Genomic DNA, 15,241 nt, shown 5'->3' with positions numbered 1-15,241 from the left:
ACTGATCAGTTGCCCAGTCTGTTTCTACCGTTGTGACTGGTCAATTGGTCTTGTCATCCCCCAGGTCAGCATTGTCCGGTGAATCATATGAATGCGCTGATCAGGCATGTTAATTGAAGTAACACATATCACCCCCTAATCGGCGGCCGGCCCGGTGGATATCGGCGGCGCGCTCGATAGGGTTCCAATCCTCCACTACAGCAGGATTTTTCGATCCCGAGCCGTGCCATGCGCAGAGGATCGAGGAGACGTGAGCCGCTCACCCCTTCGCAGCGGCTCACGGTCGTCCCGCGGATTGCCTGCAACGATCCCGGTGACGACGTCGAGGTCGACGCCCGGGTGCGGTCGGTTTGCTGCCCGCCCGGGCGTCGATCCACCATGGCCGGCCCAATCCATCCTGGGAGGGCCGCGAAAAACTGGCCCGGCCCGGCCATCGCCGTGTGGTAGCTTGCCGGGCTACTTCCGCTCCGAGTCAGTCGGTGCGCTGTCCATCAGCGACGTCGAATCGATTGATAACTGCTGGATCTTGGTAGCTCGTTATCCCAGTGATCCGGTCTGCCTCCACCGACAGCACCACCACTGCGAACAAGGTGAATGCCGAGTCCGGGTGCTCGCGCCGGTAGGCCACCGCGGCGGGCTGCCCATTCACGATCGTGGGATGCATCCGGTATCGACCGGCCGTCGTGCCGACCAACTGGGCCAGGCGTGCCAAGCAGCGGTCTTTGCCCGACAACGAGGTCCCCCTGGGAACAGACTCGAGGGTGGCGTCATCTCGCAACAGCTCGGTGAGCGCAGCGATATCGGCATTTTCGAACGCAGCCATGTACCGGTCGAGAACAGCGCGGGCCTGCGGCGAATCCGGTTCGAGCACAGCGTGATCCGCAGGTGCTAGTTCATCCACTGTGGCGCGAGCGCGTTGCAACGCACTCTTGACCGCCGCGACACTGATGCTGAGCATGTCGGCAACCTCGACCGCGGGATAGGAGAGCACCTCACGCAGAATGAACACCGCCCGCTGGCGCGGTGGCAGATGCTGCAGGCTCGCTACCAGCGCTAGCCGCAGATTCGATCTGGACACCGCGATCTCGGCGGGGTCATCGCTCGAACCTTCGTACAGCCGGTTGGGGAATGGCTCGATCCACAGCGGATCGGAGGAACCGGCAGCGAGCGGTGAACCGGGGCCCTCGCTAGCTGAGCCGAGTCCGGACGGCAGGACTCGGCGCTGCTGATGGACCACTGCCGTCAGGCACAGGTTGGTGGCAATCCGGTAGAGCCAGGCCCGCACCGTCGAACGCTGTTCGAACGACTCCCAGCCGCGCCACGCCCGGAGGTACGTCTCCTGAACGAGATCTTCGGCCTCCTGTACCGACCCGACCATCCGGTAACAGTGCGCGATCAGCTCCGGCCGGTATCGGTCGGCGTAGTACAGAAACTCGTTCCGATCGATCGTGCCGGAAATAGTCGGCCGCATGTCAGCTCCTCCACGAATGCCAGGGAGTCATTTCCGGATGAACGCGGCCGCGAAGGTACGCAGCGCTTCGGGGTTGAGTGCGTCAGCGAACCCGACGATCAACTCGTCGACTCCGGCCTGCTCGTAGACGGCGAGTCGGTCACCAATGGTGTCGAGGGTGCCGACAAGCCCGTAGTCGGCGAGCAGGCCGGGAAAAACCAGGGGAGCCCACTCTGGAACCGCGGCCCGGGCTTGTTCGTCGGTGTCGGCGATGATGCAGTAGGACGTGGAGGTCTTCGTAATCGTGGAGAAGTCGCGTCCCACATGGGTGCAATGCTTGGCGAGGACGCTGTACTTTCGGGCCACCTCGTCCGGCGGTTCCTGCACGTTACACAGGTCCCCGTACTTCGCGACCAGTCTGAGGGTGACCTTTTCACCGCCGCCGGCGATCATCATCGGGATGCGCGGTCGTTGCACGCCGGCGGGCTGGTTGACCACCCCCGCGGCCCTGAAATAGCTGCCGTCGAAGGTGGTCGCCTGGTCGGTCCACATCGACGTGATGATTTGCAGCGCCTCCTCGAGCCGCCGCAGCCGCTCGGGTGCGGCCGGGAAGTCGTAGCCGAAGGCCCGGTATTCGTCCTCGTACCAGCCCGCGCCGATTCCGAACTTCAGTCGCCCGCCCGAGATGACATCGAGGGTCGATGCCATCTTCGCCAGCAGGGTCGGATTGCGGTAACCGTTGCCGGTCACCAGCTGTCCCAGCTTGATGTCCTTGGTCTCCCGGGCCAGCGCCGCCAGAGTGGTCCATGCCTCGAAGACATAGGCGCCAGGCGGCCCGAACGGAATGAAGTGATCCGGCGCCCAGATCGTGTCGAATCCGCATTCGTCGGCGACCACTGCGAGATCACGGATCGTCGTGAACGCTGTCACCGGGTCGGTGTAGCCGTAGAACTCCTGGGTAGTCCCGGTCGGGATATAAAGGCTGAGTTTCACAGGGTGTCGTCCTTTCGAGATTTGGTGCGCATATCTCTAGGCGAAGAAGCTCATCGCGGTTCCGTTTCGCGCTGCGGGCTACCGTGATACGCCTCGATGAGCCATCTCCCGTCATGCTGTACAAGCACCCAGGTCCCCCACTCCCACCGCTCGGCCGCAGGCTCGGTCTCACCCCTCGGCACTGTGACACTCTTGGAGATCACCACTGCGGTGCCGCCGTCGAGAACCCGGATGTAATCCACCTCATGGATGCGTCGCGAGGACTTCAACGGGCCGGCGAACGCCGCTCCCATGTCGGCACGAATTGCTTGTTTGCCCGGCAGGTACACACCCGGCAGGATCGCCGTGGCAGTGTCGGCGTAGCACTCGACGAACGCTTCGATATCACCGTCGGCCCAGGCAGCCGACGCCGCGTCGAACAGCGCCCGCACAGCGCTGTCCACCGCTCCGGCAGTGGGATTCGCATAGCTGGTCATCGATCGTCCTCACTCTCGACTGTCCGGTCGCGCCGCTCGCGCGCCCGGTTTGTAGTGCACAGAATGAAGACTTCGGCCGGACCGAAAAGGAATCGCAAACAATGACGGCCATGCTCACGGCCAACCTGCGCGGCGCAGTAGCAGCCCCGCCGTCGACGATACGATGACCTGCCTCCCGGAAAGTGTCTGGGCCACATGCCGATTGGGGTGCTGGAGATGGACGTGGAGTCCCCAGGTAGATGGGTTTGTGATGCTGGAGTACTAGGGGCAATGGTCATCTCGAGTGCGACCTGTCGACTCTGCTGAGCCTGCTAGTGGCTGCGCCAGGCTCGGGAATGCCGCCCTGAGAGGACTGATTCCCATGACCACCGCCCGTGCCTTCATCACCGCCGCCGTCTTCCTATGGCTGGGCATGGTGCTGGCCATCTCGTTCATCGAGGCGCCGCTGAAGTTCCGTGCCCCGAATGTCACCCTCGCCATCGGACTCGGCATCGGCCGCCTGGTCTTCCGTGCCCTCAACGGCGTCGAATCCCTGCTCGCCATCCTCGTTCTCGCTGCCGTCTGGGCCGATGCTCCCGGTGCTGCGACGACCGGCGCCCTCGCCGTCGCGATCGGCGCACTGGTCCTGCAGCTCGCTTTCGTGCGCCCCCGGCTGACCCGGCGCAGCGACGCGGTGCTGGCCGGGGACGAGGGGCCGCGTTCGCGCAGCCACTATGCCTACGTCGCCCTCGAAGTCCTGAAGGCGATCGCCCTCCTCAGCGCCGGCGTGCTCGTCCTGGACAGCGCGATGCGATGACTTCGCGCGCTACGGTGCTCTGATGGGTGACGCCACAGGGCGGTGGCTGCCCGGGACGCGACAGTTCCGGGGTTACCGGCGTGGCTGGCTGCGGTCCGACGCCGTGGCCGGAGTCACCGTGGCGGCCTATCTGATTCCGCAGGTGATGGCGTATGCGACGGTGGCCGGTCTGGCGCCGATCGCGGGCCTGTGGGCGGTGCTCGGCCCGCTGGCCGTCTATGTGGTGCTGGGGACCTCACGGCTGCTGTCGGTCGGGCCGGAATCGACGACGGCGCTCATGACGGCGGTGGCGCTGGCGCCGCTGGCCGCGGGTGACTCCGCCCGATACGCGGCATTGGCCGCGGCGCTCGCGCTGCTGGTCGGAGCTTGCTGTGTGGCAGGCGCGGTGACCCGGCTGGGGGTATTGGCCGACCTGCTGTCGAAGCCGGTACTGGTCGGCTACCTGGCCGGGACGGCAGGAATCATGATCGTGGGCCAGCTCGGCCGGGTTAGCCGGGTGAGCGTGACAGGGGAGTCCATCTCCGATCAACTGCGGTCCTTCGCGGCCCATGTCGACGAATTGCATTGGCCTACAGTGTGTCTGGCCGGCGGCACCCTGGCCGCGCTGCTGCTGGCGGCGTGGCGGGCGCCGCGGCTGCCGGGGCCGCTGGTGGCGGTGCTGGGCGCGACCGCGGTGGTTGCGGTGTTCTCGTTGCGGGAACGCGGGATTCACGTGGTGGGTGAGATCCCGTCCGGGCTACCGGTTCCGGGCATACCGCACGTCGCGGCCGCGGACCTCGCGAAACTGCTGCTGCCTGCGGTCGGGATCGCCCTGGTCGGATTCTCCGACATGGTTCTGACCGCCCGCGCGTTCGCGGCCCGGCACGGCGTGGCCGTCGACGCGAACCGCGAACTGCTCGCCATGGGTGCGACCAATCTGAGCGCCGGTGTCTCGCAGGGGTTTCCGGTCAGTTGCAGTGGCAGCCGCACGAGCATCGCCGACGCGGCGGGCGCGCGTACCCAGCTGTACGCGGTAGGGGCGCTGCTGACGGTGCTCGCCGTCTTGTTCTGGGGGCGGACCGTGCTCGCCGCGTTCCCGGCCGCCGCGCTGGGCGCGCTGGTGATCTACGCCGCGCTGCGGCTGATCGACCTGCCGGAGTTCCGCCGCCTGGCGCGATTCCGTCGCAGCGAGCTGGTGCTCGCGCTGAGTACGGCCGCCGCGGTGCTGGCGGTCGGCGTCCTGTACGGGATCCTCATCGCCGTCGGCCTGTCGATCCTGGACCTGCTGCGCCGGGTGGCCCGCGCCCACGATGCGATCCAGGGCTTCGTCACCGGTCTGGCCGGTATGCACGACATCGACGACTACCCGGAGGCCACGACCGTGCCCGGACTGGTGGTCTACCGGTACGACGCCCCACTGTGCTTCGCCAATGCCGAGGACTTCCGCCGCCGCGCGCTGGCGGCCGTCGATACCGCTGCCGCGACGGTCCCGGTCCGCTGGTTCGTCCTCAACGCCGAGGCCAATGTCGAGGTCGATCTGACCGCACTGGACGCCGTCGACCAGCTTCGTGCCGAATTGGCCTCCCGCGGAGTGGTTTTCGCGATGGCCAGGGTCAAGAAGGATCTGCGAGCGGCACTCGACGCGGCCGGGCTCACCGCCCGTATCGGCGCCGATCGCCTGTTTCCGACGTTGCCGACGGCGCTGGCGGCCTATCGGCGCGAAACCGGCGACCTCGGACCGGCGGATCGGTGACTTTCGGCCGTCACCGAGCGGCTCCGGACGCGAGATGCTCAACGGGCAGACAAGAAACTCCAGGGACGAGGTGCAGGGCCATGTCACACAATTGCTCACTGCTGTGGCGGGTGTGGCGGATGCGGCCGTGGAACACGAATCCGCTCATGCGGGCATCCGACCGCTGGGCATCGGTGCTGCATGTGCTGGTGGTCGTCCTGCTGCTGCTGGCCGTGCCGGTCGCCGCCGCGGTCGGCACCGAGACTTACACCCGCAGCGCCGCCCACATCAGTGTCGCGAACGCTTCGAAGACCACGGTCCACGCGACGGTTCTGACCACGCCGAAGGAAGTCCAGCCGGCCGGTCCCGCGCAGCCGGCGCGTTACGAGTCACAGGTGCAGTGGCAGCGCGACGGGAGCCTCGCGACCGGAACGATCGAGATCCGGCGCGATACGAAGGCCGGTGACACGGTGCAGCTCTGGGTCGGTCCCGACGGCCTGGCCACCGACCCGCCGCGGGAACCCGAAATGGCGGTGTGGGACGGCGTCGGCACCGGTCTCGCACTGCTCATGGGAGCTGGATTCGGAGTACTCGCGCTGCTCTGGTGCGTCAGCCAGGGGCTGGAACGCCTGCACGCCTCGCGCTGGGAGGCGGAGCTGCGTGGGCTCGGCCGTCCCATCGGAACCTAGTCACCACAGACCATCGGGAGGATACCGATCATGAGTGCCGACCCCAGTTCTGTTGCCGGGCAACCGATGTCGCGCATCATCATCGCCGCCGTCGACGGCTCGGCGACCTCGTACCGGGCGGCGGTGTGGGCCGCGGTGGCCGCGGATCTGCACGGCTGCGGACTGCACCTCGTCACCTCCATCTCGCTGCCCGTCGGCGAAATCCCCGGCGAGTTGCTCGGCGACACCGACCTGGAGCTGCTGGACCGGGACGGCCAGCGAATCGTCGGCGAAGCCGGCCGTGTGGTGCGCGCCGCGGCGACGGGTGCGGCCGTGCCGATCACGACCGAGGTAATTCGCGAACCCATCATCGACTATCTCCTCGATCAGTCCCGGCACGCGCGTGCGATCGCCGTGGGCAGCCGCGGACTGGGCGCGATCCGGCGCGGCCTACTCGGCTCGGTGGCCGATGCGGTCACCCGGCACGCGCACTGCCCGGTAGCGGTGATCCACGCGACCGCGGCGGCCGATCCGCTGTCGGCGGAGAAGCCGGTGCTGGTCGGCATCGACGGCTCACCCCACAGCGTGCCCGCAGTGGAATTCGCGTTCCAGGAGGCCTCGGTGCGCAAGGTCGGGGTGACCGCGCTACACGCCTGGACCGACGTTCTCGGCTCCTACGTGCCGCTGATCGGCTGGGAGCCGCTGCGTGCGCAGGAGAACGAACTGCTCTCCGAGCGGCTCGCCGGGTTCGGCGAACGCTATCCCGACGTGCCGGTCCGCCGCATGCTGGTGACGGAACGCCCGGCCCAGGCTCTGCTCCAGGAATCCGAGCACGCGCAATTGGTCGTGATCGGCAGCCGCGGCCGCGGCGGCTTCACGGGCATGCTGCTCGGTTCCACCAGTTCCACCGTGTTGCACAACGTCGAGACCCCGACGGTCGTCGTGCGCGCGTAATCGAAGATCGGGTGGCGGTAATGACCGAATTACAACCGCTGGACGCGGGATTCATCGAACTGGAGGACTCTGACCGGCATATCAGCCTCGGTATCGCCGCTGTCGCGATCCTGGCCGGTGTGCCCCCCGACCGTGCGGAATTCACGGCGGCACTGGCCGCGCGGGTCTCGGCAAACGACCGGCTGCGGCAGCGTGTCCGGCGTGCGCCACTGGACCTCGTCGTACCGGTATGGGAGGACGACCCGAATTTCGATCTCGCCCACCATCTCCGGTGGAGCGCGCTGCCCGCGCCTGCCGACGAGCCCGCCTTGCGTGAATTCGTCGCCGGTGAGCTGGTGGAGCGCCTGGACCGCGATCATCCGATGTGGGAGTGCGTCGTCATCGACCACCTCGCGGGCGGGCGCTGGGCCGTGATCGTGAAGGCGCATCACAGCCTGGTCGACGGTGTGTCCGGCGTGAACCTGTTCGAAAGCTTCTGTGATGAAACGGAAGCGGCGAGCCGGGGGAAACCGGCGCCGGACACCGATTCTGCCGGAGGCGGGAACTGGTTCGGCTGGGCGGTCACCGGGCTCCGGTTGCCGGTGGAGGTGCCACGGTATGCGCTGAGCCTGGTACGCAGCCTGGCCCCGGTGGCAGCCGCTCTCGTCTCCACGCCCGCGGCCTCCTCGCTCAACGGTCCGATCGGCAGGCAACGGCGCTATGCGATCGCGCGAGCCTCGCTCAGCGAGATCCGGGAGATCGGCCACGGCTTCGACGCGACGGTCAACGACGTCGTGCTGGCCGCGGTGACATCGGCGTACCGAGCTGTCCTGCTCGGGCGCGGGGAAGAACCCACCGGGAACAGTGTGCGGATTCTGGTCCCGGTGTCGATGCGGGCTGCCGACGCGAAATCGTTTCTCGACAACCGGATCTCGGCGGTCCTGTCCCTGCTGCCCCTACACCTGGACGACCCGGTCGAACGACTCACCGCCATTCACCGTCGGATGGCCCGGCACAAGTCGGGCGGGACCGCGCAAGCCGAGAAGTCGCTGCTCGCCCTCGCCGGCCGGCTCCCGTTCGCTCCGGTCGCCTGGGGCATGCGGCTGTGGTCGCATCTGCCGCAGCGCGGCGTGACGGCCGTCGCGACCAACGTCCCGGGCCCGCGCCGCACCCTCACCATGCTGGGTCGCGAGGTCCTGGAGCTGATACCGGCCATTCCCATCGCCATGCGCCTGCGCACCGGCATCGCGATCCTGAGCTACGGCGATCAGCTCACCTTCGGCATCACCGGCGACTACGACTCCACCCCCGACCTCGAGGTGCTCGCCGACGGAATCCACAGCGCCATAGCCGAACTGCTCACCGCGGCGCGAGCCCGGCCGCAGCCCCCGGCCGAGTAGGTCGCCGGTGCTCGGGCCCACCGTCGGACAGCCAGAGGTCCCGCTACCCGCGGGACCAAGGTCCTGCCCATGGTGCCGCCGACGGTGGACCGGCAGCGGCGAAAGGCCGTCGGGCGTGGGACTTCGGCTTCTGTCTGCGGTGCCCGGTCACGGCGGACGATCGGATCGGCGGGCGGATCGACGCACCCGCGGACGGAGGACACAATGGTTACCGAGTACGGGGGCCACGGCATCGGGGCGGCGGCCGTGCGGCTGCCGAGCGCACTGCGACATGCGCTGGGGGAGTACAGGACACGGCATCCCGGCGCGGTTGTCGAGCCAACGGCGCCCGCGTCGGCGGTGCCCGCGGCGCGCGGGGTGCGCGAGGTGCGCGCACGGTGGTTCGCCATGGTGACGGCCGGAGAATTCCTCGGGTTCCTCGTGCCGGCACTCGCGGGTGCGCTCATCGCACACGCGAGTGGGGCGGCGGTTGCCGCCGTCATGCTGACGGCGGGGCCGTCGAAGGCGCCGTTCTCGGGTACTTCCAGGCCCGGGTGTTGCGAACACTGTTGTCCTGTTTACGAATTCGCGAATGGACGGCGGTCACCTCGGCCGGGGCGGTGGTGGCGTGGTCGATCGGGCTGCTGCCCATGCTCTACGGCGAACGATTCGGCGCCTGGCCCACGTGGGCACAGGTTCCGGCGGCCGTGGCGGGCTCGCTGATCGTGGTGTCCTCGATCGGCGTCGCGCAGTGGACGGTGTTGCGCCGCTTCAGTGATCGGTCCGCACTGTGGATCCTGGCCAACGCGGTGGCATGGATCGGTGGGCTCATCGCCTTCACGGTGGTGGCGCCGCCGCTGTGGCAGCCGGGCCAGCCGCTGATTCTCACCGCCGGCATCGGCGCACTGGGCGGTGCGGCCATGGCCGCCGCCATGGCGTGGGTGACCGGCGCCTTCCTGACCCAGGTACTGGCCGACGGGCATCGCCGGACGCCGCGTACGGAGCGCCGATCCTGAAGCCCGGCCACGGATTCCCTATCGAGACCGTGCTCGACCCTTTGTTCCGAACAGGAGAACGACATGAACCCCGAACCCTCCACCGTCCGCTCCGTGCGACTGCGCGGCGACCTGGACGAACCGCTCTCCCGCTGGCTGTGGCTGGTGAAATGGATCCTGGCGATACCCCACTCCATCGTGCTGTTGTTCCTGTGGATCGCCTTCTGGGTGGTCACGGTGGTGGCGTGGTTCGCGATCCTGTTCACCGGGCGCTACCCGCGCTCGCTGTTCGACTTCACCGTGGGTGTGATGCGCTGGTCCTGGCGGGTGCAGTTCTACACCTACGCGGCACTGGGCACCGACAGGTATCCGCCGTTCACCCTGCGGCAGACCGACTATCCGGCGGATCTGGAGATCGATTACCCCGAACAGCTCTCGCGCGGGCTCGCTCTCGTGAAATGGTGGCTGCTCGCCATCCCGCACTATTTGATTCTGGCCGCCCTGTTCGGCGGCGGTGTGATGCTCGGTGGCGATACGGGCGACAGCAACGCCAGCAACACGATTCCGCTGATCGGCGTGCTGGTACTGATCGCCGCGGTCGCCCTGCTGTTCACCGGCCGCTACCCGCGCGGACTGTTCGGATTCGTTCTCGGCGTGAACCGGTGGTTCTACCGCGTCCTGGCGTATTCGGCGCTGCTGACCGACAACTATCCACCCTTCCGGCTCGACCAGGGCCCGCGGGAACCAGCCGAGGATGTCGTGCCGTGACAACGAGATTCCCCCGGGTGCCGGAACGCTGGGCAGTCATCGCCGTGCTGCTGGCGGTCGCGGTGGTGCTGGCCGCTGCGGCGCTGGTGGCGATCCTCTGCGATCGGAGTGATCAGTCCGAGCCGGCACCGCCGGCCCTCGTCGCCTCGTCGGCCGGCGCCGACTTCCGCTACGAACCTCTCTGGCCCTTCTGCAGCCTCGCCGAACACCCGGCCGCTCAACCGCACAGCACGACGGGACAGGGGGAGTGATGCAACAGATCCCGGCTCGTGGAACCGAACAATGCGGCGGTCGCGGAGCTGCGGGCGTGGGTGCCGACGACCAGTAGCTGGGAGTCGCGTCCCGCCTCCGCCAGAACGGCGGCGGGTACGCCTGGAACGGTCACCTCGGTGACCTCCACGTCCGGGTGAGCCAGGCGATGCGGGGCCAGTGCACTCGTCAGGAGGGCATCGTCGGTGGCCGTGTGGTCGGCTGCCGGTCCGATCGCCACGATCCGGTTCCCCGGCCGGCAGTGCACTGCGGTCAGCGGCACCGAGAGTGCCTCGGCGAGTTCGAATCCCAGCGCGAGGGCCGCCGTACTGAGCGGGGTGCCGTCCACACCCACCGTGACCGGTTTCCGCCGCGGAATGCGACGACCCGCTCTACCGCGCCATACCGCGACCGGGCACCGCGCGTGGCGTGCGACCTCCATGGTCGTCGGGCCGACCAGCCGCCCATCCCAGGCGGTCTGGGCCCCGACCACGAGGATCCGGGCGTGCGAGCTGCGCGCGATGAGCGCGGGAGCGGCCGCCTCGGGGGTGACCTCGGTGGTGACGGGCAACTCCGGCGCACAGGAACGAACCAGTGCCACAGCGTGTTCGGTGGTGTGCGCGGCGATCTCGTGCCAGCGAACCACCCGTCCGCTCGGGTGAACGTGCTCCGCCTCGCCGTCGCCGCGGGGAAATCTCGGAGCGCAGGCGATCACGAGCGGTTCGTGGATGGCCGTGGCGAGATACGCGGCCCAGCGGACGGCATTGAGTGAAACCGTCGAGCCGTCCACCCCGGCCACCACGGCGTTGCGATCATGGTGCGCGTCCATCGTTCCCTGCCTCCTACGCGGCGGTGATGACGACCTTGAGCGCCCCGGTCTCGCCGGCGCGTGCGAAGGTGTCGTACGCGGAGGGGAATTCGTCCATCGTGAAGCGGTGGGTGATCATCGCGGCGGGGTCGAGGCGCCCGCTGGCCACCAGGTCGATGAGCCGGGGTGTGGAGTAGGTGTCGACCAGGCCGGTGGTGATGGTCAGGTCCCGGATCCAGATCTTCTCGAGGTGCAGGGTGGCGGGCTTGCCGTGCACGCCGATATTGGCGACGTGACCGCCCGGGCGGACGAGGTCGATTGCGATCTCGAACGTTTCGGGGATGCCGACCGCCTCGATGGTGACGTCCGCGCCGAGGCCGCCGGTCAGCCCTGCGATCACGTCGGCTGGATTGTCGCGGCCGCTGTTGACGATGACGTCCGCGCCCAGTTTCGCGGCGGCGTCGAGCCGGCTGTCGGCCAGGTCGATGGCCACGATGTGGCCGGGGCTGTAGAGCCGGGAGGTGACGATCGCGGCCAGCCCGATCGGACCCGCGCCGATGATCGCCACGGTATCGCCCGGCCGCACGGCGCCGTTGAGGACGCCGACCTCGTAGCTGGTGGGCAGAATATCGGCGAGCATGAGCATCTGCTCGTCGGAGATGCTCCGGGGGATCGGATAGGTCGAGGTATCGGCGAAGGGGACGCGCACCATTTCCGCCTGCGTGCCGTCGATGAGATGGCCGAGGATCCAGCCACCGCCGCCGAGGCACTGCCCGTAGCGGCCCTCCCGGCAGAATCGGCATGCGCCGCAAGCGCTGATGCAGGAGATCAGGACCCGCTCGCCGACCTTGCGGGTGTGCACTCCGGTACCCACCTCGACGATGGTGCCCACGGCTTCGTGACCGAGAATCCGGCCGGGCGCGAACTCGGGTACGTCACCCTCGAGAATGTGCAGATCGGTGCCGCAGATCGTCACCGCCCCGACGCGGACGATCGCATCGGTCGGTTGCGTGATGGTCGGGTCGGGAACCTCATCCCAGGATTTCTGCCCGGGTCCATGAAAAACCATTGCTCGCATGGGAATACCTCCTGTGCGCGGACATGTCGACCGGCCTAACGGTCCGGTGCTGCCGCAGTGCGTGATCGGCGGCCGTGCGTATCGGTCGCGGCGTCGAGGGAATCGGCGAAGTCGATGAGCTGGTGGACCTGTTCGCCGTGCCGGCGCAGGAAGTCCTCGCGGGCGCGGCCGCGGCGGAAGGTGAGGAAGGAGCGGCCGGTCTCGAGCTGCCAGGTGTACCAGAACAGGTAGGGGATGGTGAGGACGAAATTGGCTATGCCCCAGACGATCCAGACATCGTTGTTGAACCACCCGTCCGACGGCATCACCTTCGGGAAGATGTTGTAGATCGCGATCACCAGCATGAGCACGGGCAACGTGTAGATGCGCGCCATGATGTACAGCTCGGGACGGCGTTTGACGAGCGGATAGATTTCCGCGACCGCGAGAATGCAGATGCTGGCGGCGAAATGCTCTTCCTGCGGGGGATATCCGCCGAAGGTGAAGCACAGATTCCAGGTGGTGTAGAGGAAGTTCCACGCCATGGTCGTGTAGGCGACGAGTTCGGCGTTGCGGCCGGGCAGCACTTCCCAGAAGCGCGGGCAGTAGGGGATCGTGAGGCACAGTCCGAGCCCGACCGCGGCGTTCCAGTAGTTGCCGATCTGGGCGTCGCGCAGGGTGGCCTCGGCGATGTTGAGGAACAGGATCGCGTACGGGAACCACAGGAATCGCGGATTGCGCAGGATCTCCCACACCCGTCCGGGGCGTTGCTCGGCCACGGAGATCCGCATCGCTCCGACCAGGGTCAGCGGGATCAGCACCGACAGGATCTTGGCCCAGGAGAACCAGTTGATCAGACCGATGTCGCGGCCGGGCCCCCAGATCCAGAGCGGGAACGTCAGCAGCGACAGTCCCCACACCCACATCGCGGGTCGTGGATGGGTGCGCATGTAGTCGACGATGAGCCACAGGACGCCGCAGAACACCAGCATCGAAACCGCCGTCACCCACGTGAAGGGGGCCGGATTCCCGGACACCGCCTGCGACGCCGCGCTGATCATGGTGGATACCGCCTTTCGCTTACTTCGGAGGAGAGCGATCGGGCAACCGACGAGCAGGCTGATTCCGCCCATCTCGAGCCGACCGTGTGGGCAGCCGCGGACGGCGCGCCGTGCGGTCGGGGAGCGGCGCCGCGCTCGCCTGTGTCAGCCCTGTTCGATCGTGAGGATGTCGGCCAGCGGGCGCCGGGGAGTCGGCGGCAGGGGCGGTTCCCCGGCAGGCACGGTGCCGATACGCACGACGAGCTGCGGTGTGCCGGGATGCCGCAGCAGGTTGGTGAGAATGTTTCGGGCCGTGGGCAATTCGGTGATGTGGGTGAGCGCGCAAGTCGCCAGCCCGGCCACCGTGCATTCGAGCAGGACCGCCGACAGGGCCTCGCCCGTCGCCAGCCACTCGGGTAAGGAATCACCCTCCGAGCTGAGCATCACCATCCCGGCGTGGTCGTCGGTCTCCGCGCGCCGCATGGAGTGCGGCGCAGACGGGAAGACCCGGCCCACCCGGACCCGGGCGAATTCCGCGTCCGAGACCAGCGCCGCCGACGGAACCCCCTCGGGAACCCCGGAATGCCCTGCCCACCAGCCGATTTCGGCCTGGTACATCATGTCGTGCCGGCGCAGCGCCGCTGTCTGCTGGGACACCGCGGCCAGCCTGGCCTGTACCGCGTCGTCGAGCGTGTCCAGCTCCAGGTAGTACGGCGAGACCAGCATTCGGAGCCTCCGCTGGAGGTCTTCCCAGTCCCCGGGCGCGCCCAGCGGCAGCCGGTCGGTGCGACGGTCTTCGATGGCGCCCGCGCGGGCCACCAAACCCGATGGGGGATCGGGCCAGGGCCGGAAGCTGATCTCGGCCAGGCGGCCGGGATCCAGTGGGTCCGGGACCCGGGTGGTGTCGGTGTGCCAGCCCTGCGCGCCGAACGCGGTGCGGACGTGGTGCAGCATGGCGCCGCAGCTGATCACCTGCTGCCGGCCGTGCGGATCCGCGGCGGTGAGCAGCCGGTCGGGATCGGTGCGCAGGTGCAGCCGCGCGCCGTCGAAGCGCCAATGCCAGGGCTGGGTGTTGTGCACGGAGGGCGCGCGCGAAGCCAGCAGCATCGCGGCCCTCAGCGTGCGGTGGTCGGGTACGGCGAGCGGGGTGGCGTTCATTGCGGTCATACTTCGAGTGTTCGCGTCGGCCAGTCCGGAACATACGGGCTTTCCGCCTGCTGACCAGGGACGTTGGTCACCAGGGCGAGTGCCGGCGCGGTGCGTTCGGCCCGCTCCTTGATGCCCCGCAGCATCTTGGCCTCCATGATGAGACTGCCGGGCTCCATGATCAGCATGTAGAAGAGCCGTTGCAGCAGACCGGCATCCGGTAGCGCGATGCGGTTGCGGCTGATCAACCGGGTGCCCTCGGCGGTCGGGTAGAGGCCGAACGCCCACACCCAGCGGTGGTCGGTCGAGGCCAGCACGAAGCCGCTCGGACGGTCCAGCACAGCCACCCGCATCGCGGGACCGGACTTGCCCATCGGCAGCACATCGTCCACCGCGAGCTGCTGATACTCCGGCAGGATCTGGTCGGCACTGTGCATGTCCAGGCCGAGCAGGTTCTCGATCCAGTCGTAGGTGTAGGCGCCGGCCCGGCCCGGTCCCATCTGAACCAGCCACGGCCAGATCTGCTCCGGCGTGGCGGCGACGGTGATCGCACGCGTGGTGACGGTGCCGGCTTCGGCCAGCAGTCCGTCGCCGGGCATCGCCCGACCGACCTCCTCGGCGGTCGAGCCCCAGGTCACGCACTTGGTGCGTGCGAAGAGCCGGTATCCGGCCGCCAGCCCGGTGAGGGCCGAGGCCACGCCGATCACGGTCGCCAATGGTGTCTTCACGGTTCTTCCTCTCGGTGGGACGTCGATGTCGATCCTCGGCCGCG

General features: G+C 68.1%; 15 protein-coding genes and 1 pseudogene. 8 read left to right on the top strand and 8 right to left on the bottom strand.

From position 1 onward, the window contains the following. Positions 1-472: 472 nt before the first annotated feature. From ACFXN1_RS11445 to ACFXN1_RS11435, 3 genes are read right to left on the bottom strand one after another with little or no spacing between them, the layout of a single operon-like run. The gene (locus ACFXN1_RS11445; protein WP_379436706.1) at positions 473-1,471 is read right to left on the bottom strand and encodes an RNA polymerase subunit sigma-70; all 999 of its coding nucleotides are present in this window, start codon (positions 1,469-1,471) and stop codon (positions 473-475) included. A 27-nt stretch (positions 1,472-1,498) separates the two neighbouring features. Next, positions 1,499-2,443 carry an LLM class F420-dependent oxidoreductase gene (locus ACFXN1_RS11440; protein WP_379436705.1) on the bottom strand — a complete coding sequence of 315 codons (945 nt, stop codon included), beginning with the start codon at positions 2,441-2,443 and terminating at the stop codon, positions 1,499-1,501. A 50-nt stretch (positions 2,444-2,493) separates the two neighbouring features. After that, complete coding sequence (locus tag ACFXN1_RS11435) at positions 2,494-2,919, bottom strand: SgcJ/EcaC family oxidoreductase (protein ID WP_379436703.1); 426 nt, start codon at positions 2,917-2,919, stop codon at positions 2,494-2,496. A gap of 361 nt (positions 2,920-3,280) precedes the next feature. Here ACFXN1_RS11435 and ACFXN1_RS11430 point away from each other — a divergent pair, with 361 nt between their 5' ends. The 8 genes and pseudogenes from ACFXN1_RS11430 (at position 3,281) to ACFXN1_RS11395 (ending at position 10,420) form a co-directional block, all read left to right on the top strand. Then, positions 3,281-3,715 carry a hypothetical protein gene (locus tag ACFXN1_RS11430; RefSeq protein WP_379436702.1) on the top strand — a complete coding sequence of 145 codons (435 nt, stop codon included), beginning with the start codon at positions 3,281-3,283 and terminating at the stop codon, positions 3,713-3,715. A 22-nt stretch (positions 3,716-3,737) separates the two neighbouring features. After that, complete coding sequence (locus ACFXN1_RS11425) at positions 3,738-5,447, top strand: SulP family inorganic anion transporter (RefSeq protein ID WP_379436700.1); 1,710 nt, start codon at positions 3,738-3,740, stop codon at positions 5,445-5,447. Positions 5,448-5,527: 80 nt separating this feature from the next. Next, positions 5,528-6,115 carry a hypothetical protein gene (locus ACFXN1_RS11420; protein ID WP_379436699.1) on the top strand — a complete coding sequence of 196 codons (588 nt, stop codon included), beginning with the start codon at positions 5,528-5,530 and terminating at the stop codon, positions 6,113-6,115. A 30-nt stretch (positions 6,116-6,145) separates the two neighbouring features. Next, the gene (locus ACFXN1_RS11415; protein WP_379436697.1) at positions 6,146-7,048 is read left to right on the top strand and encodes a universal stress protein; all 903 of its coding nucleotides are present in this window, start codon (positions 6,146-6,148) and stop codon (positions 7,046-7,048) included. A 20-nt stretch (positions 7,049-7,068) separates the two neighbouring features. Continuing rightward, a complete protein-coding gene (locus ACFXN1_RS11410) occupies positions 7,069-8,427 on the top strand; it encodes a wax ester/triacylglycerol synthase family O-acyltransferase (protein WP_379436696.1) in 1,359 nt (452 codons plus the stop codon). A 536-nt stretch (positions 8,428-8,963) separates the two neighbouring features. Continuing rightward, complete coding sequence (locus ACFXN1_RS11405) at positions 8,964-9,422, top strand: hypothetical protein (RefSeq protein ID WP_379436694.1); 459 nt, start codon at positions 8,964-8,966, stop codon at positions 9,420-9,422. 75 nt (positions 9,423-9,497) lie between these two features. Further along, a pseudogene (locus tag ACFXN1_RS11400) lies at positions 9,498-10,169 on the top strand (DUF4389 domain-containing protein); the annotation flags it as partial. Beyond that, positions 10,166-10,420 (top strand): hypothetical protein, encoded by a 255-nt coding sequence (locus tag ACFXN1_RS11395; RefSeq protein WP_379436693.1) that lies wholly within the window; start codon positions 10,166-10,168, stop codon positions 10,418-10,420. The pseudogene ACFXN1_RS11400 and the gene ACFXN1_RS11395, both read left to right, overlap by 4 nt. On the opposite strand, the gene ACFXN1_RS11390 is transcribed toward ACFXN1_RS11395, so the two are convergent. The 5 genes from ACFXN1_RS11390 to ACFXN1_RS11370 form a co-directional block, all read right to left on the bottom strand. Further along, positions 10,387-11,247: a universal stress protein gene (locus ACFXN1_RS11390; protein WP_379436691.1), complete on the bottom strand. Its 861-nt coding sequence runs from the start codon at positions 11,245-11,247 to the stop codon at positions 10,387-10,389. The two genes, ACFXN1_RS11395 and ACFXN1_RS11390, sit on opposite strands and share 34 nt — an antisense overlap. Before the next feature lie 13 nt (positions 11,248-11,260). Next, the gene (locus ACFXN1_RS11385) at positions 11,261-12,304 is read right to left on the bottom strand and encodes a zinc-dependent alcohol dehydrogenase family protein (RefSeq protein WP_379463555.1); all 1,044 of its coding nucleotides are present in this window, start codon (positions 12,302-12,304) and stop codon (positions 11,261-11,263) included. 35 nt (positions 12,305-12,339) lie between these two features. Next, entirely contained in the window at positions 12,340-13,344 is a 1,005-nt protein-coding gene (locus ACFXN1_RS11380) for a hypothetical protein (protein WP_379396083.1), read from the bottom strand. A 144-nt stretch (positions 13,345-13,488) separates the two neighbouring features. Then, positions 13,489-14,490: an Acg family FMN-binding oxidoreductase gene (locus tag ACFXN1_RS11375; RefSeq protein WP_379446496.1), complete on the bottom strand. Its 1,002-nt coding sequence runs from the start codon at positions 14,488-14,490 to the stop codon at positions 13,489-13,491. Beyond that, entirely contained in the window at positions 14,487-15,197 is a 711-nt protein-coding gene (locus tag ACFXN1_RS11370) for an SRPBCC family protein (protein WP_379446497.1), read from the bottom strand. The genes ACFXN1_RS11375 and ACFXN1_RS11370 overlap by 4 nt, the downstream gene beginning before the upstream one ends. Positions 15,198-15,241: the final 44 nt, after the last annotated feature.

The organism is Nocardia sp. NPDC059154, assembly GCF_042755705.1.
Taxonomy (GTDB): Bacteria; Actinomycetota; Actinomycetes; order Mycobacteriales; family Mycobacteriaceae; genus Nocardia.
The sequence above is the reverse complement of the archived record's forward strand: the minus strand, read 5'-3'. Positions and strand labels throughout refer to the sequence as shown.